The organism is Erythrobacter alti (genome assembly GCF_037996805.1).
In the GTDB taxonomy this organism is placed as follows: Bacteria; Pseudomonadota; Alphaproteobacteria; order Sphingomonadales; family Sphingomonadaceae; genus Alteraurantiacibacter; species Alteraurantiacibacter alti.
This window is the reverse complement of sequence record NZ_JBBNAX010000005.1, coordinates 165,622-187,732: the sequence shown is the minus strand read 5'-3', so window position 1 is coordinate 187,732 and position 22,111 is coordinate 165,622. Positions and strand designations below refer to the sequence as shown.

Genomic DNA, 22,111 nt, shown 5'->3' with positions numbered 1-22,111 from the left:
TCCGGCCTTGGCCTCAGATTGGTTAAATTCCGGCGAGAAAGCAGGGTTAATTCGGCATTTCAGCGATTTCGTACAAATGGCTATTGGCGAATCTCTCGAGAGAACATATATAGAACACATGCCTGCGCTCGACACCATCCAGAAGCTCGAAATCCTTGCCGATGCAGCAAAATATGATGCTTCGTGTGCGTCGTCCGGAACGGCCAAACGCAACAGCAAGGGCGGGAAGGGCATCGGCTCGACCGAGGGGATGGGGATCTGCCACGCCTATGCACCCGATGGCCGTTGTATCTCGCTGCTGAAGATCCTGCTGACCAATCACTGCATTTTCGATTGCCACTATTGCGTGAACCGCAAGAGCAGCAATGTCCGCCGTGCGCGCTTCACGCCGCAGGAAGTGGCAGACCTGACGCTGACCTTCTACCGGCGCAACTATATCGAGGGGCTGTTCCTGTCCTCCGGCATTATCAAAAGCTCCAACTTCACGATGGAGCAAATGGTAGAAACCGCGCGTATCTTGCGGGAAGACAATGATTTTCGCGGCTACATCCATCTGAAGACCATTCCGGAGGCCGATCCCGAACTGGTGCACCAGGCGGGGCTTTATGCGGACCGTGTGTCGATCAATGTCGAATTGCCCACCGATGCGGGCCTCACCCGCCTCGCCCCCGACAAGGACAGCCGCCAGATCGAAGGCGCGATGGGCGGGGTGAAGGCCTCGATCGTGCAGGCCAAGGATGAGCGTAAACGTTTCAAGCACGCGCCGCGTTATGCGCCGGGCGGGCAATCGACGCAGATGATCGTGGGGGCCGACGCCGCCAGCGATGCCGATATCGTGGGCAAGGCGAGCCGCCTTTACACCAGTTTCAAGCTGCGCCGCGTCTATTACAGCGCCTTCTCGCCCATTCCCGATGCCAGCGCGGTACTGCCGCTCAAACGCCCGCCGCTGATGCGCGAGCACCGGCTCTACCAGTCCGACTGGCTGATGCGCTTTTACGGCTTTGCCCCGCGCGAGGTGATGCAGGCGACAGAGGCGGACGGGAACCTGCCGCTCGATATCGACCCCAAGCTTGCATGGGCACTCAAGTTTCGTGAACAATTTCCTGTAGATGTGAACCGTTCTTCGCGTGAAATGTTGCTGCGTGTGCCGGGGCTGGGGACGCGTGCGGTCGCGCAAATCCTCGCCAGCCGTCGCCACCGGACCTTGCGACTGGACGATGTGGCGAAGCTGACCGTGTCGATCACCAAAGTGCGCCCGTTCATCGTTACAGCGGACTGGCGCCCCGTCCTGCTGACCGACCGCGCCGACCTGCGCAGCCTGCTCGCGCCCAAGCAGGAGCAGTTGGAGCTTTTTGCAGCATGACCGCGCTCCAGCATGTCAAACTTGGCACCTATTACGTGGTCAACATGCCAGAGCCTGACGATTTCGGCTTCTGGCGCGACCGGGCGCGGCAGCTGGTGCAATGCGATGTCCCGCCCGACCGGGTGGCGTGGGTGGAGCCGGGCGGCACGGCCTCGCTGTTCAGCCATGGCGACAGGCGTATGCCCGTGCCCGATCTTTCCGCACGACCGGTGCGCGCCAGCAAGCGGTTCATGCAACTGGCAAGGAACGCCGCGCATCACACCGACCCCGAACGCTTCGCGCTGCTCTATCGCCTGTTGTGGCGGCTGCAATCCAATCCCCGCATGATGGAGGACAAGGCCGATAGCGATGTTCGCCGGGTGGAGGAGCTGGACAAGGCCGTGCGGCGTGATGCGCACAAGATGCACGCCTTTGTCCGCTTTCGCCTGGTCGAGGAGGGCGACGAGCCCGAAGCGCCCGAGCATTACGTCGCCTGGTTCGAGCCTGATCATCATATCCTGCGGCGCGAGGCGGGCTTCTTCGTGCACCGCTTCGCCAACATGCGCTGGTCGATCCTCACCCCGCGCGGCAGCCTCCACTGGGATGGTGAAACGCTGTGCGAAGGCCCGCCCGCGCAGAAGTCGGACGCGCCGAGCGGCGACCCGGCAGAGGATCTGTGGCGCAAATACTATGCCTCCATCTTCAATCCCGCGCGGCTCAAGATCGGCGCGATGCTGAAGGAAATGCCCAAGAAATACTGGAAGAACATGCCCGAAGCCGCGCTCATTCCCGAACTGGTGGCAGGCGCGCAGCAGCGTGAGGCATCCATGGTCGCGGAAGGCAAGGCGGACTTTACCGCGAAGCCGGAAACGCTGGATGCTGTCGCCAAGGCAATCCACGCTTGCCGCAATTGCCCGATCGGCGCGCTCGAGAACCATGCCGTGATGGGCGAGGGGCCGCGCGATGCCGCATTGATGATCGTGGGCGAACAGCCGGGCGACCAGGAGGATATCGCTGGCCGCCCCTTCGTCGGCCCTGCCGGTCAGGTGCTCGATGCGGCGCTGGAAGAAACCGGCATCGACCGCAGCGCCGCCTATGTCACCAATGCGGTCAAGCATTTCAAATATGTCCAGCGCGGAAAGCGCCGCCTGCACCAGACCCCTACGGCAAAGGAAGTGGACACCTGCCGCTGGTGGCAGGAGGCCGAGCGCGCCATCGTGAAGCCGAAACTGGTGCTGGCGCTGGGCGCTTCCGCCGCGCGCGGCATCTTGGGCAAGACCGTGAGCATCTCCAAGGCGCGGGGCGAACCGATCTCGCTCGATGATGGCAGCGAATTGTGGGTCACCGCGCACCCTTCCTACCTGCTCCGGCTCGACGGGGCGGCGAAGGCGCAGCAGGAACGCCTGTTTGCGGCCGACCTGGCGGCGGTGCGCGCGCGCTTGGCGGAGCTGGGGCAGTGATATGCCCGAAGCTCCCCTCACGCCCGATAAACGCCGGATCGAGCTTGATCCCGACCTGATTGAAGCGCCCCCGCGCGCAGCTTTCGTCGAACTCGGCCTTGTCTCCTGCTTCAGCTTCCTGCGCGGAGCGTCGGACGCGGTCGATCTTGTCCTGACCGCGCACAGCCTTGGCTATGATGCCATCGGGATCGCCGATGCCAATTCGATGGCAGGCGTGGTGCGCGTTCACACCGAGGCCAAGACGCTCAAGCTACGCCCGGTGATCGGTACGCGGATAGAGACGGTCGAAGGCCTTGCCTTTCTCGCCTATCCGAAAGACCGCGCTGCCTATGGCCGCCTGTGCCGCCTGATCAGCGCCGGACGTATGCAGACGCTGGACGGCGGTTGGCAGGAAAAGGGCGCGTGCGACATCAGTCTCACCATGCTGGCTGGGCATAGCGAGGACGTGCAGCTCATCCTTGTGCCGCCGGGCGATCTCGATGCCGAGTTCACCGTTCCGGCATGGGCCAGCAACGTCATCACCATCAGCGGGGATCGGGCGCAGGAGGCGGTCAAAGGGCCGTTCGTGGACATTATCGGGCATCTGGCATCGGGCCTGCCGTCATTGCGCCACCTTGCCGCTGCCTACCTTTACAGCGGAGACGATGTGGCGCGGATTGACCGGCTCGATACGCTAGCGCGCGCAAACGGACTGTCGCTGCTGGCAACGAACGATGTGCATTACCACGCGCCCGAGCGGCGTCCCTTGCAGGATGTGATGACGGCGATTGCGCACAAGACCACCGTGGCGCGGGCCGGGCACCTGCTCCACGCCAATTCCGAACGATACCTGAAAAGCCCCGAAGCGATGCTGACGTTGTTTGGGCGCTGGCCGCACGCCATCCACGCCGCGCGCGCAGTAGCCGATGCCTGCAACTTCAGCCTCGACGAACTGCAATATGAATATCCGGAGGAAATCTACCCTGACGGGGTGAAGCCGCAGGAATATCTGGTTGCCGAGACATGGAAGGGCGCCGAGCGCCGCTATCCTTCCGGCGTGCCCGATAGCGTGCGCGAGACATTGCACCGCGAACTGGCGCTGATCGGAAAGCTGGATCTGGCGCGCTACTTCCTCACCATCAAGGATATCGTCGATTTCGCGCGCAGCGTCGATCCGCCGATCCTGTGCCAGGGCAGGGGAAGCGCGGCCAATTCGGCGGTCTGCTATTGCCTGGAAATCACCAGCGTCGATCCGGCGCGTCACGCGCTGCTGTTCGACCGCTTCATCTCCGAAGAGCGCAAGGAACCGCCCGATATCGACGTCGATTTCGAGCATGAGCGGCGCGAGGAGGTGATCCAGTATATCTATCGCAAATATGGCCGCCACCGCGCCGGCCTGACCGCGACGGTCATTCACTATCGTCCGCGCATGGCAATCCGCGAGGTCGGCAAGGCGATGGGCCTGTCCGAAGATGTGACCGCCGCGCTGGCGAAAACCGTATGGGGCGGGTGGGGCAAGGAAATCGGCGAGGACCATGTCGCTGAAACGGGCATGGATGTGACCGACCCGCACTTGAAGCGCGTTCTCATGCTTACACGACAAATGATTGGAATGCCGCGACATCTCTCCCAGCATGTCGGCGGGTTCATTCTCACCGAAAGCGCGCTGACCGAAACCGTGCCCGTTGGCAATGGCGCGATGCCGGAGCGCAGTTTCATCGAGTGGGACAAGGACGATATCGAGGCGTTGGGCATCCTCAAGGTCGATGTGCTGGCGCTGGGAATGCTCACCTGCATCAAGAAATGCCTCGACCTGCTTGAAGAACATCACGACCGCCCGCTGACACTCGCCAGCGTGCCGCGCGAAGATCCGGAAACCTACGCCATGCTGCGCAAGGGGGATTCGCTCGGCGTGTTCCAGGTGGAAAGCCGCGCGCAGATGAATATGCTGCCGCGCCTGCGCCCGCGTGAGTTCTACGACCTCGTGATCCAGGTCGCCATCGTGCGTCCCGGTCCGATCCAGGGCGACATGGTGCATCCCTATCTCAAGCGCCGCCGCGGAGCGGAAAAAGTGGTGATCCCGGCGCCAGCGCCGGAACATGGCCCACCGGACGAGCTTTCCAGCATTCTCGAGCGCACGCTGGGTGTCCCGATCTTCCAGGAACAGGCGATGAAAATCTCGCTCGATGCGGCGAAATTCTCCTCGCTCGAAGCCAACAGGCTGCGCAAGGCCATGGCCACGTTCCGCAGCCGCGGGATGGTGGACGAATTGCAGGACATGATGGTCGAACGCATGGTGGCGCGCGGTTATGATCGCGAATTTGCGCAACGTTGCTTCAACCAGATCCGCGGCTTTGGCGAATATGGCTTTCCCGAAAGCCACGCCGCTAGTTTTGCGCATCTGGTTTATGTCAGCAGCTGGCTCAAATGCCATTTCCCCGCCGCTTTCGCCTGCGGTCTGCTCAATTCGCAGCCGATGGGCTTCTACTCCCCGGCACAGATCGTGCGCGATGCACGCGAACACGGAGTGCAGGTGCTGCCTGCCGATGTGAATTGCAGCCAGTGGGATTGCACGCTGGAGACTGTCGGCAAGGCTGATGAGACGCAAGGCGGGAGGTTCGACCGTCATATCGCGCTGCGACTCGGCTTGCGGCAGGTCGATGGCCTGCCCGAACATGCAGCAGCCCAGCTGGTGGCGGCGCGGGTGCAGGATGGTCCCTATGGCGATGTTGCCGAGTTGCGCGAACGCGCGCGGCTTGGTCCAGCGCATATAGAGCGGCTTGCCAGTGCCGATTGCTTTACCTCGATGGATTTGTCTCGCCGCCAGGCCCTGTGGGATGCGCGCAGCCTGGTGGGCGGAGAGGATTTGCCGCTGTTTGCACATGCGGACGAGCGCGACGAAGGCGCCGAACAGCGCCGGGCGATCCTGCCGCATATGCCGCTGAGCGAGGAAGTCGTCGCCGATTACCAGACCACGCGCTTGAGCCTGAAGGCGCATCCGATGGCATTCCTGCGCGCCAGCCTTGCAGAACGCGGCTTTGTACGCGCCAGCGACCTGCGCAAGCGCAAGTTCCGCTCCATGGTGCATGTTGCAGGCGTGGTGCTGATCCGCCAGCGGCCGGGCAGCGCCAAGGGCGTGTGTTTTATCACGCTGGAAGACGAGACAGGCGTCATCAACCTTGTGGTCTGGCCCGATCTCAAGGAAAAGCAGCGCCGTGTGGTGATGGGGTCGCGATTGATGGAAGTGCGCGGCAGGGTGGAGTATGATGACGAGGTGATCCACGTTATTGCCCACCACATGACCGACGCGACGCAGGAATTGCACCGCCTTTCCGACGATCTTCTCAATGCGCCGCTGGCGCGTGCCGACCATGTCACCTCGCCGTTACCGTCGGGCAAGATCAATCCGCGCGATGACTTGCGCAATGGTCATGAGGATGAGGCGATCCGCCCGCGCGACCTGATCGATGAATTGCCCGCCACGCGTGGCCACCCGCGCAATGTCCGCATCATTCCCAAGTCGCGCGATTTTCATTGATGGCGCAAAGGAAGGCCAAACGGAGCTGGCCCAATTTCCCGAAAACAGACAGCAAGCTGGTCTGGCTGCTGATCGCATTGGCGCTGTTTGTTGGCGCACGCGCATGGCTGACGGAAAATCCGCAGCACAATCCCTGGGCTCCGCTAGACCTGCGCGATCCGCACGGGATGACAACCGGGGTGAAGCTGGCGGCACTGCGTGGCGATGTCCCTGCCTGTCACGCAGTGCTGCAAAGAAGCGAGGTGGAGTTCACAGCGCTTGAGCCGACAGGTGAGGGCGAGTGCAGGCGAGAAGATCGCCTGATTCCGGCCAATTTCGCATTTTCTCCGGGAAATCCGGAAACGACCTGTCCGGTTGCCGCGGGACTTGCCCTCTGGATGGAGCAGGACGTCCAAAGGCTAGCGCGTGAAAAGCTTGGCTCGCCCGTCGAGCGTATCGAGCAGCTCGGAACCTATAGCTGCCGCCGGATGTACGGAGCCACCAGTGGTCGCTGGAGCGAGCATGCAACGGGGAATGCAATCGACATCGCCGCCTTCGTACTTGAGGACGGGCGCCGCATCGGATTGCTGCAGGACTGGGAGGACGAAGGTTCACGCGGACAATTCCTGCGCGCTGCCCGCACGGCTGCGTGCAAGAGTTTCGGCACTGTCCTGTCGCCCGATTACAACGCCGCCCATGCGGACCACTTCCACCTCGACCAAGGGCGCGCTCCAGCACGGGGCGCCTGTCGCTGAATACGGGCACGACGCGCATTAGCAGTCGGCAAATCGACGCTGGGCAACAAAAACCCCCGCCGAAGCGGGGGTAATCGTAATTCAGCAATCGCCGAAGCCGTTACGGGCTGGTCGGCAGATTGTCGGGATCTTCGTTGTTCTCGATCAGAACGATCCCGGCAGCAATAAGAGCAGCCACGATCAGAACGATGAGGAGCGAACCACCTTCACCGATACCTTCCGCATCGGAAACAGTTGCAGCGTCGCGGTCGATGACCGGAGCAGCGACGGCATTGGCGCTCGTGCCGAGCAGGAGGCCAGTGGCCACAGCAGTTGTGATAATCTTTTTCATACTTCCCTCATTGATTGGAGGCTTATAATTACAAGCAGGCGGATAACGCAGATGCGGTACAATGTGAACCCCTTGCCCTGCATTTGTGTTCCCAATTGAGCCAATTAAGCGACGAGATGTTGCTGACCTGCCACAAATTTGGATGTAAAAACGTGTAATTATGCAAATGCAGCATGAAATGCTGCACCTGCTGCTTCGATCGCTCCGTTCTCAAACCGGTTCCAGCGCATAACCCGCAGAGCGCACAGTCCGGATCGGATCGCTCACCATTTCCAAGGCTATGGCCTTTCGTAACCGCCGAATATGAACGTCAACTGTGCGTTCCTCGATTTCGCTTCCCGTTCCCCAAACCGCATCGAGCAGCTGGCTTCGAGAGAACACCCGGCGCGGATGTTCCATGAAAAACTTGATCAGGCGATACTCGGTGGGGCCGACCTGAATTTCGCGCCCTCGGCGCTCAAGCCGGTGGGCAACAGGATCGAGCCGCATATCGCCCACTTCGATGGCTTCACCGGCAAGGGCCGGGCGAACGCGCCGAAGTACGGCTGACACACGGGCCAGCAGTTCACGAGGCGAAAACGGCTTTGTCAGATAATCATCCGCCCCGGTTTCCAGCCCGCGCACGCGGTCATCCTCCGCCTCGCGCGCGGTTAGCATGATGATGGGGACGTTGGCGGTAGCCTTTTCGCGGCGCAATCGACGGCACACCTCGATCCCGCTCACGCCCTCGATCATCCAGTCGAGGATGACCAGGTCAGGGACATCCTCCGCGGCGAGGACCATGGCTTCCTCACCATCGCTCGTTGAACGGACATCGTAGCCTTCGTTCTCGAAGCGGTATTCAAGCAGTTCGGCAAGTGCCGTATCGTCTTCTACAAGCAGCAATTTGGGTGCGGACATTGACGCTGATCCCCTGTCTGACACCGCGCAGGCGCGTGGCCTTCGCACAGGCGGTATGACACTCTCATGACACTAATGTTGCAACGCGCCCACTCTTCTTCGGACTGGCGTCATTGCAACAGGCGACATTATCTCTCGATGTCATCCGGATAAGTGCCGGTGGCCGAATAATGGACCATTTCGGCAACATTGGTCGCGTGATCGCCGATCCGTTCAATATTGCGCGCAACGAACAGCAATTGTGCCGCACTGCTGATCGTGGCGGGATTTTCGACCATGTGGCTAACGACATTGCGGAAAATGCTGTCGTAGAAGGCATCGACCTTGGCATCGCGCTCGATCACTTCGCGCGCCATCACCGGATCGCGGGCGGCATAGGCGGTGAGCACGTCGTGCACCATTTCCGCCGCAACTTCGCCCATGGCGGGCAGCAGGGTGAGCGGCTCGAACTTGCTGCGGCCTTCGATCTTGCCGATGCGCTTTGCAATGTTCTTGGAGTAGTCCCCGATGCGCTCGATCACGCCGCTGATCTTCAGTGCGGCCACGATCTCGCGCAGGTCGTCCGCCATCGGAGCGCGCAGTGCAAGCACACGTACGGCCATGGCATCGACCTCGGCCTCGAGCGCGTCGAGCTTGGAGTCCCGATCGACTACTTGCTGGGCGAGTTCCTGATCGCCGCTGACAAGTGCGCTGAGCGCTTCACTGATGGCGAGTTCGGCGAGGCCACCCATTTCCGCGATCAGGCCGCGAAGCCGGGTAATGTCATCGTCAAAGGCCTTGACGGTATGGTCCATGTTATCTGTCCTCATCAACCGTATCTGCCGGTGATGTAATCCTGAGTGCGTTGCTTCTTCGGGTTTGTAAATATGTCTGACGTGTGTCCGTACTCGACGAGGTGGCCGAGATGGAAAAACGCGGTGCGCTGGGAAACGCGTGCGGCCTGCTGCATCGAGTGGGTAACGATCACGATGGCGTAACGGCCACGCAATTCGTCGATCAGTTCTTCGATCTTGGCTGTCGCAATCGGGTCAAGCGCAGAGCAGGGTTCATCCATCAGGATCACTTCGGGATCGACCGCAATGGCGCGGGCAATGCATAGGCGCTGTTGTTGTCCGCCCGATAGTGCCGTGCCCGAATCTTGCAGGCGGTCCTTCACCTCATCCCAGAGGCCGGCGCGGGTCAGGCTTTTCTCGACGATGGCATCAAGCTCGCTCTTACCTTCGGCAAGGCCGTGGATTTTCGGGCCGTAGGCGATGTTGTCGTAAATCGACTTCGGGAAGGGGTTGGGCTTCTGGAACACCATTCCCACGCGGGCGCGCAGTTGTACGACGTCCATTCCGCTCGAATAGATATCCTCGCCCTCCAGCTTGATCGTGCCTTCGACACGCGCGGAGGGGATGGTGTCGTTCATGCGGTTGAGTGCGCGCAGGAAAGTGGATTTGCCGCAGCCGGACGGGCCGATGAAGGCGGTCACATATTCGCTGAAGACGTCGACCGAAACATTGTCGATCGCCTTCTTGTCTCCGTAATAAACGGAGACATCGCGCGCGGACATTTTTACGGCCGCAGTGGCTTCGTCGACCACGTCATCAGGGTGATCCTGGATACGTTCGGCGAGCGAGGCGGGGGCAGATTCGGACATCACCATTTCTTCTCGAAGCGGTTGCGCAGGTAAATGGCGAGGCCATTCATCAGCAGGAGGAAAATCAATAGCACAATAATGGCAGCGCTTGTGCGTTCGACGAATCCGCGGTCGATTTCATCCGACCACAGGAAGATCTGCATCGGCAGGACCGTGGCATTGTCGGTGAAGCCGCTGGGCGGGGAAGAGACGAAGGCGCGCATACCGATCAGCAGCAGAGGCGCTGTTTCCCCCAATGCGCGAGCCATGCCGATGATCGTGCCGGTAAGAATGCCGGGCAGGGCGAGCGGCAGCACATGGTGGAACACCACCTGCACGGGCGACGCGCCCACGGCCAGTGCGCCATCGCGGATCGACGGCGGGACCGCCTTGATCGCGTTGCGGCCCGAAATCACGATCACGGGCATGGTCATCAAGGCAAGCGTCATGCCCCCGATCAGCGGTGCCGAGCGGTAATTCGGGAAAATCGCAAGGAAGACGGCGAGGCCGAGGAGGCCGAAAATGATCGATGGCACGGCGGCAAGGTTATTGATCGAAACCTCTATCAAGTCGGTCCAGCGGTTCTTGGGAGCGTATTCCTCAAGATAGAGCGCGGCCAGCACGCCAATCGGGAAGGCCAACAGCAAGGTGACGATCATGGTGAGGATCGAGCCTTTGAGCGCACCCCAGATTCCGACCAGTTGCGGATCGGTCGCATCGGCGCGGCTCATGAATCCCGGATCGAAACGTTCATCCAGCAGACCGCGCTCTGACAATTGTGCCGCGAGGGGCTGCAGATCGACCTTTCCATCACCGGCATAGGCGCTGGCAAGGTCTTCAGTGGCTGGCAACCAGAACGAATTCTCACGGTCGAGCAGGTTGGGATCCGCTGCAATCTGGCGCGCGACGATCCGCCATGCCTCGCCATTCAGTTCCGCGGCACCCTCGGAGCCCAAGGCTTCTTCGGCCGAAAATTGCACGATCTCGGGCAGGCCCTGATTTTGCAAGTCGCGAACGATCGCATCTTCATCGCCTGCGGTCGTATTGACCGAGATACCCATGGCAGGAAAATCGACCGGAACTTTCATTTCGGCGCGCTGGAAGCCGCCAAATCCGTTGATCGTCATGGTGACGAGCAGAAAGAGCAGCACGGCGATAGAGAAGACGATAGCCGACAGGCCCATCGCCTTGAACCGGCGTTCGGCAGCGTAACGCTTTTTCAGCCGCGCTTCGAAGGCTGGTGTGCGCGTAGGAGGCACGCGCGTTTCGTCGATGTTGACCGTGTCACTCATAAGCTTCGCGGAACCTCTTGACGACGCGCAGGGCGATGAAATTCAGCGCCAGCGTTACCAGGAACAGGACAAAGCCGAGCGCGAAAGCGGCCAGAGTGGCGGGATGATCGAAACTGCCTTCTCCGGTCAGCAAGGCGACGATCTGGACGGTGACGGTGGTCATCGAGTCGAGCGGGTTGGCGGACAGGTTCGCGGCAGTCGAAGCAGCCATCACCACGATCATCGTCTCGCCGATGGCTCGGCTGATCGCCAGCATGACGCCGCCGACAATCCCCGGCAGTGCGGCAGGCACGATCACGCGGCGGATCGTCTCGTTGGTTGTCGCGCCCATCGCCAGCGAGCCATCGCGCATGGCCTGCGGAACGGCGGCGATCGAATCGTCGGCCATCGAACTGACGAAGGGAATGATCATCACGCCCATCACGAGGCCAGCGGCCAGTGCGCTTTCGCTCGACGGATTGCTGGCGCCGAGTGAGATTGCGAGATCACGGATAAAGGGCGCGATGGTGAGCGCGGCGAAATAACCGTACACTACGGTCGGCACGCCCGCCAGAATCTCCAGCGCGGGCTTGACCCACTTGCGCAGCTTGGGATGGGCATATTGGGTCAGGTAGATCGCGCTCATCATCCCCAGCGGGATCGCCACGATCATGGCGATCACGGCGCCAATGAACAGCGTACCCCAGAACAGCGGAATCGCGCCATAGCGGTCGCCATCAGGATTTGACGCATTGCTCATCGGATCGGGATTCCACTGCGTCCCGAACAGGAAGTCTATCGGTGAGACCATTCCGAAGAAGCGGATCGTCTCGAACACGAGCGTCACGAAAATGCCGAGCGTGGTCAGGATAGCGACCAGCGATGCGAGCAGCAGGGCGATAAGCACCAGGCGTTCGACCTTGGTGCGCGCGGCGAAGTCGGGCTTCAGTCGCAGGAAGGCCCAGGCAGCGCCCAGCCCGGCAATGACCAGACCGATAAGAACTCCAAACAAATTGTAACGCGAAATGGCTTCGCGGAAGGGCACCGCCAAGGCGCGCGCCTCTTCATTCATCACTCGGTCCGTATCACCCGATGCAAGCGCGAAGGCTTCGTTCAGGATGATGTCGCGCCGAAGTCCGAATTCAGGAAGCGACTGCGCCTCCGGACTGGCGAGCACGTGGCCCACGATGAGCTGTGTGCAGACGTAATCCCAAAGCAGGAAAAACAACAGCATCGGCACAGCAATCCACAGCGCGGCATACCATGCGTGATATGATGGAAGGGCAGCGAGCCGCCCATCGGGAGCGGCTCGCTTGAAAGTCCAGGCTCGCGCGCGGGCCACCAACCAACCGGCAAGCCCGAGCCCGAGGGCCAAGAGAAGCGGTAAAGCTGGTGACATCGCGCGTGCTGAGGTCCCTTACTGGAGGTCTTCGGCCGTAAGATTCGGCAGTTCGGTTACGGCAGTGGTCATCTGCGCCATAACCTCGCCACGGTTTGTCACAAGGCCAATTTCCGAAAGTGCACCACCTTCTCCCCAATTTGCGACCCAGGTTGCGAGAAATTCCTCGATCCCGGGGATGATGCCAACGTGCTCTTTCTTCACGTAGATGTAGAGCGGGCGGGCACCGGGGTAGGCGAAACTGGCGATGTTTTCATAGGTCGGCTCGACACCGTTGATGGTCAGACCGCGCACGCGGTCGGCATTTTCCTCGAGATAGGAATAGCCAAAGATGCCGACAGCGTTCGGGTTGCCCTCGATCTTCTGGACGGTGAGATTGTCCTGCTCGCCCTGTTCGACGAATTTGCCGTCGCTGCGGAATTCGGTGCAGGTGCGTTCGTACGCGTCTTCGTCCGCTTCTTCAGTCGCGGCGAATTCTTCGTTGCTTTCGCAACCGGCCAGCATGATCAGCTCGTTGAAAGCATCGCGAGTACCCGAAGTGGTCGGCGGGCCGTAGACGAGGATCGGCAGGTCGGGCAGTGACGCGTCGACATCGCTCCAGTTTTCCGCGGTCTGCTCTTCGCCATAGGGGTTGGCAGCCAGCGCGCGGTACATGATCTCGGGAGTCAGATCCATGGTGATGCCGCCTTGGGCGGAAGCGATGGCGATGCCATCCATGCCGACCTGGATTTCGGCGATGTCGGTAACGCCGTTCGCCTGGCAGTTCTCAAACTCGCCGAGCTTCATGCGGCGCGAGGCATTGGCGAAGTCCGGCGTGTCGAAGCCAACGCCGCTGCAGAACAGGCTCATGCCGCCGCCGGTGCCGGTCGATTCGATGCTGGGCGATGCGAACTGCGTGTATTCGCGGGTGAAAATCTCCGACACGCGGCGCGCGAACGGGAACACGGTGGACGAGCCAACGGCATGGATGGCTTCACGGCTGTTGCTGCCGCCGACCTTGTCGTCACATCCGGTCGTCAGTGCGGTCGCGGCGAGCGCGATAGCTGCAATGGTAATTGTCTTCATTTCATTCACCCCTTGGGTTCAGGTTTTGAACTAGTGGCCCCCTATTACCGCCATGCGACAATTTTGCGTCACATTGCGGACCAATTTGGAAACAGGGGCCGTGGTTGATTGTCAGAAATCGAATTCGGCGCGCATTCCGATGGCATCGGCGCTGTAATCGCGGTCTCCCGACGGCAGGGCGATGGCGGCGTCGCTGTAATCGAGCTTGCCGTAATTGATCTGGAAACGGGTGTGATCGGTGGTTGTCCAGATCAGTGAGGCAAGGAAACCGTTCTGCGTTCCGCCGATGATACCGGCGTCGGCATCGTTCAGTTCGAGATAGTCGTAGCGGACGTTGAGCTGCACCGCGCCGATGCCGCCTTCGCCGACCGGGTTTGCCGGTCGAGTGCGGTTGAAACGGCCGCCGCTATATCCGCGGCTGTCGCCCGGCGTAAGGAAGATACCTGCCTCGACGAATCCACCGTGGAAAGTCGCGTTCTGCATGGTGGGCAGGCCGGAGAGTTTCTGGCGATAACCTTCGGCAGCAACATGGAACGGTCCGTTGATGGCAGCAAATTCGAGGCCGGCACCAAATTCGCTCGTCGCGGGAAGGTTGCCGGTGTTGATGAGTCGGTTGGACGTGAAGTGCACCAGCGGACGCTGGCGATAACGCACGGTTTCGCCTTCGCCGATCTCGGCATAGTGGAGCGATCCGCCGAAGTGCAGCTGGGTATCGCCGACCTCGGGGAAGAAAGCGGCGCGGCCATCCACGCTCCAGCGATCGCTGCCGGGCATGTCTTCGAAATTGTCTGCAAAGATGCCGCCCTGGACCAGCAAATTGTCACCGCCGTATTCGACCGCCACGCCAGCCCGGCGCGTGAAGCCGAACGCATCGGTGAAGGCTGCGCGTTCGATAAAGGAAGTGAAGCGGCTGCTCGTCAGTTCTTCCATCGACTGGAAGTTGTTGAACTGGCCGACCATAATATCGAAGTCGCCTGCACCATATTCGATAAGCGCATCGGTGATGGTCACTTCGTTGCCGGCAAAGTCGACTTCCATCTTGTAAGCGAATCCGCCGGGAATATCGCCACTGACACCGAGACGCGCTCGGCGTATCTCTGCATCGAAGCCATCGGACAGGCCGAGGCCATCGGGCAGGGCGGTCCAGCCTGCATCGAGCATCAGCCGGCCGAACGGTTTGAACGAGAAGCCGTCGTCGCTCTCTACCTCGGGCGCAGCGCCCATGCTGATCTGCGTCGCATTGTCGGCGGTGACGCTGGGGGCGGCGGCAACTGCGGGCGCTGGAGCCGGAACAGCATGTGCTGATGAAGTGTCTTCAACTTCGTCGAGCCGCGCCGAAAGTGCCTCGAGCTGGGCTGTCAGTTCAGCCACCTGCGCACGCAGTGCATCGACATCGTCAGCATCCTGCGCGTTGATCGGGCTGGAGATCGTCATGATCGCCGCCGCAGAGAGGAGAAGGGATTTACGCATGTCTGTTACCGTTCCTGCCATGTGTCCAACGGGTGTCCAATTTGTGACACCGCGCCTAGGGGCGGCAGATTACAGTTTTGTGACACTGGAAAATGAGCTGTGGAAAGCGCACTTCTGCGCGAAGGCTCGATTCAGCCTGCAACCGCAGGCAAGCGTACGGCTACTGTCGTGCCGGTGCCTTTCTCGCTCGAGATGTCGAGCCGGCCACGATGCCGCTCCACGATATGCTTGACTATGGCCAAGCCGAGTCCGGTCCCGCCCACAGCACGGCTGCGCCCTGGATCGGTTCTGTAGAAGCGGCGAGTGAGATGCGGGATGTGTTCGGCATCGATACCTTCGCCGCGATCCTTGATCTCGAGTACGGCCATCGCGCGATCGCCGCGTCGCAGGCTTACGGTGATCGGTGATTCCGGCCTGCCATACTTCATCGCGTTGTCGACGAGGTTGCGGACCAGCTGTTCCAACTGGTTGCGATCGCCACGTACCGACAGTTTTTCCGCCGGAATGTCGAGCTTGATACGGCTGCCCTGCTCAAACCCCGCCGCGTCTCTTGCTGCCTGACTGACGAGCTGGACAAGATCGAGGGTCTTCGCGGGATAATCGTGCTTCTCGGCTTCGGCGCGGCTCAGTGACATCAAGTCTTCAACCAGCGCCTGTAATCGGCGAGCTTCGCGCAAAACCGTGCTGTAGAATTCCTTGGCCTTGACCGGTGGAACGTCGGCACCTTCTTCGGCCAGCGTTTCCATATAACCGATGATCGATGCCAGCGGAGTGCGCAATTCATGGCTGGCGTTGGCCACGAAATCGGTGTGCGCGCGACTGACGTCTGCCTCCGAAGTCCGGTTGATGAGTTCGATCAGGCAATAGCGCTCATCGATTCGCTGGAGCGTCATTTGCCAATTGCTGCGCGGGCCGGTCAGGCCCTGGATCGGCACACTGCCGCCTTCCGGCCGGGATAGCAGGTCTATGGCAACGGGATGGCGCAAGGCCACGCGGGCATCCTGTCCGACGATATGCTTGCCGATCTCTTCGCGTGCATGGGCATTAGCGACGATGATGCGGTTCTCGTCGAGCAGCAGTATGGCCAGACCGGAATGCTCGATAAGGTCGCGCATTCCCCGCGGGCTGATCGTCATGCCTTCGGTGCTCTTCTCCACCACAGCAGGCGGCGGAGGGACTGCGACCCAGAAGGATGCGACCCAAACGGCGAGCATCGCAAACACCAGCCAGAAATCCACACCGGCAATAAGCAGCGCCACGCCGGTTACAGCCGCGAGAAAAAGTCCTGCCGATGGAACGAAACGCCCTTCCATGCGCGCAGCCATAGCCACAGTTTTGTGACAAACGCTATCGCCAGGCGCACTTATTTTTCACCAGACCGAGCGGCTCGGGTAGCGCTTTGCAGCGCGATACACTCGGGTTGGGGAAGGGAGGCGTCTTGGCGACGCACCATCGGTGGTGACCCCTACGGGAATCGAACCCGTGTTTCAGCCGTGAAAGGGCCGCGTCCTAACCGCTAGACGAAGGGGCCACACGCGATGGAGGGGCGCACTTAGGGGTGTCCCGCTTCACGGTCAAGCCTTGTTGAGCAGGATAAATGACAAACTTGCATCAATCTGCCCAGGCAGCGTCTTCAAGATGCAATTCTGCCGCTGGCCTGCTGCCCCAATCGTCGATCTTGGCGCGCCCTGCCAGCCACAGCTTCCGTCCCTTCGCACCGTGCAGGAGCGCTTGCCCCATTTCACTGTTCGCGGCGCGAAAAGCGATGCCTTTGAAGCGTGCGCCGTCCTGGCCTGCGGCAATTACGCGCAGGTGATCGGTGCCGACGATATCGGCTTTCACCAGATATACCGGCCCCACGGCAATGCGCGGTCCGGGCCAGCCGACGCCGTAGGGACCAGCACTGTCGAGCGTTTCCACGAGTTCGGGAGTCAGCCCGCCAGGAGCCAATGCGAGGTCGAGCACCATCTGCTGTTCTGCGCTTGCACGGGAAACGGGGCCGGCCAGGTGATCGGCCAGCCAATCGGAAAATGCATCCAGCCGGTCCGGCGCGATCGTCAGACCTGCGGCCATTGCGTGTCCGCCACCTTTGACGAGGAGCCCGGCCTCGGTCGCACCGATGATCGCAGCGCCAAGGTCCACGCCCGGAATCGAGCGCCCCGATCCCTTGCCTTCGCCTGCCTCGTCATCGAGCGCGATGACCACGCTGGGCTTGCCAGACTTTTCCTTGATACGCCCGGCGACAATGCCAATCACACCCGGATGCCAGCCATGGCCGGCGCACACGATGACCGGGCGGTTGTGCTGTGCTGCAAGCTGTTCCTCTGCCGCTTCCTGTACTGCAGACTCAATGGCGCGGCGTTCTTCGTTAAGTTGCGAGAGCTGCTGGGCGATGTCGCGAGCTTCGTCAGGATCTTCGGTCGTCAGAAGCCGTACGCCGAGAGTTGCTTCGCCCACGCGGCCTCCGGCGTTGATTCGCGGACCCAGGGCGAATCCGCAATCACTTGCGGCAGGCGCAGCTTTCAGGCGGCTGGCGTCGATCAGCGCGGCCATGCCGGTATTCGCTCGCCTCGCCATGACTTTCAGTCCCTGAGCCACGAAGGCGCGGTTCAACCCGCGAATCGCGGCGACATCAGCCACTGTTCCCAGTGCGACCAAATCGAGCAGCGACATGAGGTCCGGCTCTGTACGGTCCTTGAAATAGCCCTGCTGGCGCAATGTCCGCACGACTGCCACCGCGAGCACGAACGCGACACCAACAGCGGCGAGATGGCCGTGCTCCGCTGCAAGGTCCGATTCGTCGAGCCGATTCGGATTAACCAGCGCAAAAGTGCGCGGAAGTTCGGGCGAGCATTTGTGATGGTCAACCACGATGACATCGATTCCCGCTTCATGCGCCATGCCAAGCGCTTCATGTGCCATCGCGCCGCAATCGACGGTGACGATCAGGCTCGATCCGTCTTCACCGATGCGCAGCAACGCCTCTCCGCTAGGGCCGTACCCTTCAAGCAGACGGTCGGGAATGTAGTGATTTGCGTCATGACCGAGCATTCGAACCAGGCGGATGAGCAGGGCGGAACTGGTCGCGCCGTCGACATCGTAATCGCCATATACGGTCAACGGCTCACGCGCGATGACCGCTTCGGCAATCCGTTCGGCCGCCCTGTCCATATCGGCAAAGGCAGACGGGTCGGGAAGGAAACCCCGCAGGCTGGGACTGCGATGCTTGTCGAGGTCGTCGCGATTCACGCCGCGCGATAGCAGGAGCTGGGTAGTAATATCCTCTTCCAGCCCACCGATCCCCGGACCAAGTTCCATATTGCCACCACGCCATCTCCATGTCTTGCCCGACAGGGATTTCTCGACACCAAGAACTGCGACTTTCGTGTTCATTCCAATTGCCTATAGTGCGCATTGATATGTGGGAAGGGATAGCGCGTGGTCTCTCGACAGAATGCGCATCTACGACAAATGCTGAATCGCGCGATAACTAAGAAGTTACAACTGTAAGGCTATGACTCGACGCAATGCCGATTTAGAGGCATTTGCTAGAATACCAAAAAAGGGGTTTGGTTCGATCGCGAGTGCGCAGAGCCTTGAATCGAATAGTGTTGCTTCTGCGGTCTCACTGGTTTTTCCGGCGGGAAAGCGTCCTTGCGCCAGTGATATCCGCAAACTGGCCACCGAACTCGATCAATTCTCTCTCAGCATCGATCCTACGTTGGACGGTGGCGAAGACGAAGGTTGGGTCGAACTGCTCGCCAATGGTCTGACCTTCGATCTGGTGGGATTGGCCCCTAGTCCGGCTGAACATCTTCCTGATTGCGCTTACAGCTATGCCTTGCCGGGAAATTTCGATCCTGCGGTGATGGAAGCCATTACCCTTACACCCGGACCACACCTTTCGGGCGGAGGGGCGATGTTCCCCGTTGTGCGTTGTCTCGCTTCGCTAGCCGCACAATTGTCCAATCTGGAAGGCGTCAATGCGGTCGCATGGCATCCGGCGCGAACCTTCAGCGCCCCGGACTATTTTCGGCGCGGCGTACAGAGCTGGATTGAAGGTGGCGCTTTTCCCGGTCTCGGGCTGACAGCACTGATGACCAATCCCGATGGCGGGATGCAGACGGAAGGGCTGGTGCTTTTTACAGGCCAGGAGTTGCGACTATCGCCTGAAATGTGCGCAGATCGGGCAGAGGCGGCCAAGGTGGCCCTGCGATTGGTCAACTGGTTGGTAGAACATGGCAAGATCATGCAAAGTTTCACTTTTACCGGGCCATCGGGTGAAACATTGGAGCTTGAACCTGTGGATAATTTCTCCATTCTACAAGTGTGGAGAAGGTCGCACTAACGAGCGCCGCCGTAAGAGCGGGCGCCGTACGTAATTGTGCGTGCCGTGCGCATTTGCCTTTCAGGTCCGTCAACCGGCGAGATCGGCCGGGCTTTTTAGAAAATATGCAGCGCCATCACTCGCTTCCGCGCCAGCTGCTCCGTGGCGATTGCTTTGGCAGCCTATTTTACACGCTCGGCAGGCATGATCTGTGCTTTGACGATTTCCGTGCCAACGGGCTCCTGCTTCCGGCGCGCACATCGGCTGCTCTGGCGACCGGCCTTCCGATGCACCGCGGTCCGCATCGTCTCTACAATGAGCTTGTCGCGCAGCGCGTAGGCCAGGTGGAAGCTAGCTGGAAACGAACGCACCTGCGCCATCCGCATATGGCGCGCGAAGAGGCGCTGATGCGGCTGCGCATTTTGCAAAATGCTTTGCGCCAGCGGTTAATGCAACGCGAAGGCCGCAGCCTGGTCCTCAATCGGAAAGACCCGTTCCGCCCCGGGGTCGATTTTGCAGAGCTCGATGCGATGGCAGAGATGCTTTGGTCGGCAAGCGAACCGGTAGCATAACCGGCAAAAGCCCCCTCCTTTTCTCACGCCGCCTTTTCGAACACCGGCCATTCACGCTTTAAGGCCTGCAGCAATTCTTCAGGTTCATGAGACGTATTGAGCCACCGTTCCAAACGGCGTGAAGCCTCACCCAATTCCGGCTCTCCGAAATTTGCCGCTACACCGGCCAGCTTGTGCAATTGTCGGCCAAGTTCTTCCCAGTCGGTCTGGTCTGGCGGAGTTTCGATCGACTGCCGCAGGTTTGTCACGATCTCGTTTTTGCGGTTACGATAACGATCTTGCAGGCCGTTGATCGACGAAAGAGCAGCGGCTGAAATTTCTTCCGGATCGCCTGTGTCCTCGTCCTTGGAAACATGTGAAAATTCCGCCTTGCCGCCGGGCGCCAGCCAGCGCGCAAGCTCACGGGCCAGCGTTACTGTCGTGACCGGTTTTCCGAGGTGGGATTGCATTCCGGCCTCTGCGCAATTTGCGATATCGTCGGGATAACAATTGGCGGTCAGAGCAATGATCGGCAACGTCTCGGCATCATAGCCCAGCGCGCGCAGGCGACAGGTTGCCTCGAGGCCATCGACTTCGGGCATCTGCAAATCCATCAGGATCGCGTCAAAGGGGACACCAGCTTTGTCTGCATTGATCACGGCCTGGACTGCCTCTGCCCCGTTCTCGACCAGTTGCGCATCGAGCTGCAGCGTTTGCGCCATGGACATGACCAGTTCCTGATTAATGCCATGGTCCTCCGCAATCAGCACGTGAGCGCCTTTGAGGCACGAAAGCGCGTCTGCATCAGATATATCGGCAAGCTCGGCCTTGGGCGGCGCGCTAACGGTTACAGGTACGATCGGGAGGCGCACGGTGAATTGGGTTCCAACGCCGCGTTTCGAATGAACGCTGATCCGGCCACCCATCATGCTCACCAGCTGGCTGCTGATGGCAAGGCCTAATCCCGTGCCGCCAAAGCGCCTCGCCGTCGAATTGTCTTCCTGGACGAACGGGGTGAAGATTTCTTCCAGTCGCGATTCTTCAATGCCAATTCCGGTATCCATTACCGAAAGCAGCAAGGACCGCCCGTCGGTGGAATTTTCCATCCGCGCTTCGACATCAATACCGCCCGTCTCAGTAAATTTTACGGCGTTGCCGACAAGGTTGAGTAGGATCTGGCCAATGCGCAACTGATCAAGCTGGAGGAATTCCGGAACTGTCTCATCGACCCAAACCCCAATGGACAGCCCCTTGGCGCGGGCAAGCGGCTCAATCAGGTTGGCGCAATGGGAAAGCCGCTGCCTCAGGTCGGTCGGTTCGCTCACAATGGTCAGCTCGCCTGATTCGATCTTGGCGTGGTCGAGAATATCGTTGAGCAATTGCATCAGGGCACGGCCGGAATCGGCTATCAGTTCGACCTGGCTACGCTGGTCCTCGTCAAGGTCGCTCTCGAGCAGTAGTTGGGTAAATCCGATCACGCCATTCATAGGCGTGCGAATGTCGTGACTCATATGCGCAAGAAAAGTCGATTTCGACGACGCTTCCCGCTCGGCGGTGTCGCGGGCAATCTTCAGGTCCTCTTCCATCTGCTTGAGGCGACCGATGTCGATATTGCACCCGGCATAACCAGTGAACTGCCCGTCCGCAGCAAATTCGGGTTGCCCCATACTGACCAGCCAGCGGGCCGATCCATCGGGATGGAGCCAGCGCAATTCGGTCGAGAATGGCAGACGCTGGGCCACCGCGGTAGACCAGCATGTGGCAACCTGTTCACGATCATCGGCATGGATAAACTTGATCCACGGCTGGTTGAAATCGTCTGCGCTGGAAAAGCCGGACAATTCCTTTAACGCCTGATTGACGCAGATAAAACGGCCCGACTGATCGGTGCGCCAAAGCCCAGCAGGGGCGACCTCGACCAGTTCCCTGAATTTCATTTCCGGCTCGTCCGAGTCGGAGTGAGGTCGGCGCTTCCGGTTTAGAAGTGCGAAACAGGCGGCGGTGATCAAGCCACCTGCGACGAAGGCAAAAAGGACGAGCGCGAATTCGGATAGTTCGGACATGGCCCGGCATTAGCCGCCGTTTGGCTAGCGTCTGACGAGCATGCGCCTCCGGATTGCCCC

At 60.5% G+C, this 22,111-nt stretch carries 17 protein-coding genes and 1 tRNA gene; 6 read left to right on the top strand and 12 right to left on the bottom strand.

Annotated elements, in window-relative coordinates:
- The first annotated feature begins 118 nt into the window (after nucleotides 1-118).
- The 4 genes from AAC850_RS06290 to AAC850_RS06275 are packed head-to-tail and all read left to right on the top strand — an operon-like array spanning nucleotide 119 to nucleotide 7,053.
- Nucleotides 119-1,363, top strand: coding sequence for a putative DNA modification/repair radical SAM protein (locus AAC850_RS06290; protein WP_340587829.1), 1,245 nt, complete (start codon nucleotides 119-121; stop codon nucleotides 1,361-1,363).
- Nucleotides 1,360-2,802: a UdgX family uracil-DNA binding protein gene (locus tag AAC850_RS06285; protein WP_340587828.1), complete on the top strand. Its 1,443-nt coding sequence runs from the start codon at nucleotides 1,360-1,362 to the stop codon at nucleotides 2,800-2,802. The genes AAC850_RS06290 and AAC850_RS06285 overlap by 4 nt, the downstream gene beginning before the upstream one ends.
- 1 nt (nucleotide 2,803) lies before the next feature.
- Nucleotides 2,804-6,319 (top strand): error-prone DNA polymerase, encoded by a 3,516-nt coding sequence (locus tag AAC850_RS06280; RefSeq protein ID WP_340587826.1) that lies wholly within the window; start codon nucleotides 2,804-2,806, stop codon nucleotides 6,317-6,319.
- On the top strand, nucleotides 6,319-7,053 hold the full coding sequence (locus AAC850_RS06275) for an extensin-like domain-containing protein (RefSeq protein ID WP_340587825.1): 735 nt from the start codon (nucleotides 6,319-6,321) through the stop codon (nucleotides 7,051-7,053). The genes AAC850_RS06280 and AAC850_RS06275 overlap by 1 nt, the downstream gene beginning before the upstream one ends.
- Before the next feature lie 100 nt (nucleotides 7,054-7,153).
- Here AAC850_RS06275 and AAC850_RS06270 read toward each other — a convergent pair whose 3' ends face one another.
- The 11 genes from AAC850_RS06270 to recJ all read right to left on the bottom strand — a co-directional run bounded on the left by AAC850_RS06270 (nucleotide 7,154) and on the right by recJ (nucleotide 18,503).
- Nucleotides 7,154-7,384, bottom strand: coding sequence for a hypothetical protein (locus tag AAC850_RS06270; protein WP_340587824.1), 231 nt, complete (start codon nucleotides 7,382-7,384; stop codon nucleotides 7,154-7,156).
- Nucleotides 7,385-7,594: 210 nt separating this feature from the next.
- Nucleotides 7,595-8,284 (bottom strand): phosphate regulon transcriptional regulator PhoB, encoded by a 690-nt coding sequence (gene phoB / locus AAC850_RS06265; RefSeq protein WP_340587823.1) that lies wholly within the window; start codon nucleotides 8,282-8,284, stop codon nucleotides 7,595-7,597.
- Between the two features lie 128 nt (nucleotides 8,285-8,412).
- Entirely contained in the window at nucleotides 8,413-9,078 is a 666-nt protein-coding gene (phoU, locus tag AAC850_RS06260; RefSeq protein ID WP_340587822.1) for a phosphate signaling complex protein PhoU, read from the bottom strand.
- 14 nt (nucleotides 9,079-9,092) lie between these two features.
- Entirely contained in the window at nucleotides 9,093-9,839 is a 747-nt protein-coding gene (gene pstB, locus AAC850_RS06255; protein ID WP_340588083.1) for a phosphate ABC transporter ATP-binding protein PstB, read from the bottom strand.
- Between the two features lie 86 nt (nucleotides 9,840-9,925).
- Nucleotides 9,926-11,197, bottom strand: coding sequence for a phosphate ABC transporter permease PstA (gene pstA, locus AAC850_RS06250; protein ID WP_340587821.1), 1,272 nt, complete (start codon nucleotides 11,195-11,197; stop codon nucleotides 9,926-9,928).
- Nucleotides 11,190-12,575, bottom strand: a complete 1,386-nt coding sequence (pstC, locus tag AAC850_RS06245) for a phosphate ABC transporter permease subunit PstC (RefSeq protein ID WP_340587820.1) — start codon at nucleotides 12,573-12,575, stop codon at nucleotides 11,190-11,192. Before pstC ends, pstA begins: the two co-directional genes overlap by 8 nt.
- A gap of 18 nt (nucleotides 12,576-12,593) precedes the next feature.
- Nucleotides 12,594-13,640: a substrate-binding domain-containing protein gene (locus AAC850_RS06240; protein WP_340587819.1), complete on the bottom strand. Its 1,047-nt coding sequence runs from the start codon at nucleotides 13,638-13,640 to the stop codon at nucleotides 12,594-12,596.
- Nucleotides 13,641-13,751: 111 nt separating this feature from the next.
- A complete protein-coding gene (locus AAC850_RS06235; RefSeq protein WP_340587818.1) occupies nucleotides 13,752-15,110 on the bottom strand; it encodes an OprO/OprP family phosphate-selective porin in 1,359 nt (452 codons plus the stop codon).
- Between the two features lie 131 nt (nucleotides 15,111-15,241).
- Nucleotides 15,242-16,435, bottom strand: coding sequence for a sensor histidine kinase (locus AAC850_RS06230; RefSeq protein WP_340587817.1), 1,194 nt, complete (start codon nucleotides 16,433-16,435; stop codon nucleotides 15,242-15,244).
- Between the two features lie 131 nt (nucleotides 16,436-16,566).
- A tRNA-Glu gene (locus AAC850_RS06225) sits at nucleotides 16,567-16,641 on the bottom strand.
- A gap of 80 nt (nucleotides 16,642-16,721) precedes the next feature.
- Nucleotides 16,722-18,503 (bottom strand): single-stranded-DNA-specific exonuclease RecJ, encoded by a 1,782-nt coding sequence (gene recJ, locus AAC850_RS06220; protein ID WP_340587816.1) that lies wholly within the window; start codon nucleotides 18,501-18,503, stop codon nucleotides 16,722-16,724.
- Nucleotides 18,504-18,831: 328 nt separating this feature from the next.
- Between recJ and AAC850_RS06215 the strand changes: the two genes are divergently transcribed.
- Nucleotides 18,832-19,458: a hypothetical protein gene (locus AAC850_RS06215; protein WP_340587815.1), complete on the top strand. Its 627-nt coding sequence runs from the start codon at nucleotides 18,832-18,834 to the stop codon at nucleotides 19,456-19,458.
- 53 nt (nucleotides 19,459-19,511) lie between these two features.
- Nucleotides 19,512-20,009, top strand: coding sequence for an AHH domain-containing protein (locus tag AAC850_RS06210; protein ID WP_340587814.1), 498 nt, complete (start codon nucleotides 19,512-19,514; stop codon nucleotides 20,007-20,009).
- 23 nt (nucleotides 20,010-20,032) lie between these two features.
- On the opposite strand, the gene AAC850_RS06205 is transcribed toward AAC850_RS06210, so the two are convergent.
- Nucleotides 20,033-22,051, bottom strand: coding sequence for a PAS domain-containing hybrid sensor histidine kinase/response regulator (locus AAC850_RS06205; RefSeq protein ID WP_340587813.1), 2,019 nt, complete (start codon nucleotides 22,049-22,051; stop codon nucleotides 20,033-20,035).
- Nucleotides 22,052-22,111: the final 60 nt, after the last annotated feature.

Coding starts and splice junctions, on each gene's coding strand:
- AAC850_RS06290 (WP_340587829.1), top strand. CDS start 119: ATGCCTGCGCTCGACACCATCCAGAAGCTCGAAATCCTTGCCGATGCA.
- AAC850_RS06285 (WP_340587828.1), top strand. CDS start 1,360: ATGACCGCGCTCCAGCATGTCAAACTTGGCACCTATTACGTGGTCAAC.
- AAC850_RS06280 (WP_340587826.1), top strand. CDS start 2,804: ATGCCCGAAGCTCCCCTCACGCCCGATAAACGCCGGATCGAGCTTGAT.
- AAC850_RS06275 (WP_340587825.1), top strand. CDS start 6,319: ATGGCGCAAAGGAAGGCCAAACGGAGCTGGCCCAATTTCCCGAAAACA.
- AAC850_RS06270 (WP_340587824.1), bottom strand. CDS start 7,384: ATGAAAAAGATTATCACAACTGCTGTGGCCACTGGCCTCCTGCTCGGC.
- phoB (WP_340587823.1), bottom strand. CDS start 8,284: ATGTCCGCACCCAAATTGCTGCTTGTAGAAGACGATACGGCACTTGCC.
- phoU (WP_340587822.1), bottom strand. CDS start 9,078: ATGGACCATACCGTCAAGGCCTTTGACGATGACATTACCCGGCTTCGC.
- pstB (WP_340588083.1), bottom strand. CDS start 9,839: ATGTCCGCGCGCGATGTCTCCGTTTATTACGGAGACAAGAAGGCGATC.
- pstA (WP_340587821.1), bottom strand. CDS start 11,197: ATGAGTGACACGGTCAACATCGACGAAACGCGCGTGCCTCCTACGCGC.
- pstC (WP_340587820.1), bottom strand. CDS start 12,575: ATGTCACCAGCTTTACCGCTTCTCTTGGCCCTCGGGCTCGGGCTTGCC.
- AAC850_RS06240 (WP_340587819.1), bottom strand. CDS start 13,640: ATGAAGACAATTACCATTGCAGCTATCGCGCTCGCCGCGACCGCACTG.
- AAC850_RS06235 (WP_340587818.1), bottom strand. CDS start 15,110: ATGCGTAAATCCCTTCTCCTCTCTGCGGCGGCGATCATGACGATCTCC.
- AAC850_RS06230 (WP_340587817.1), bottom strand. CDS start 16,435: ATGGCTGCGCGCATGGAAGGGCGTTTCGTTCCATCGGCAGGACTTTTT.
- recJ (WP_340587816.1), bottom strand. CDS start 18,503: ATGAACACGAAAGTCGCAGTTCTTGGTGTCGAGAAATCCCTGTCGGGC.
- AAC850_RS06205 (WP_340587813.1), bottom strand. CDS start 22,051: ATGTCCGAACTATCCGAATTCGCGCTCGTCCTTTTTGCCTTCGTCGCA.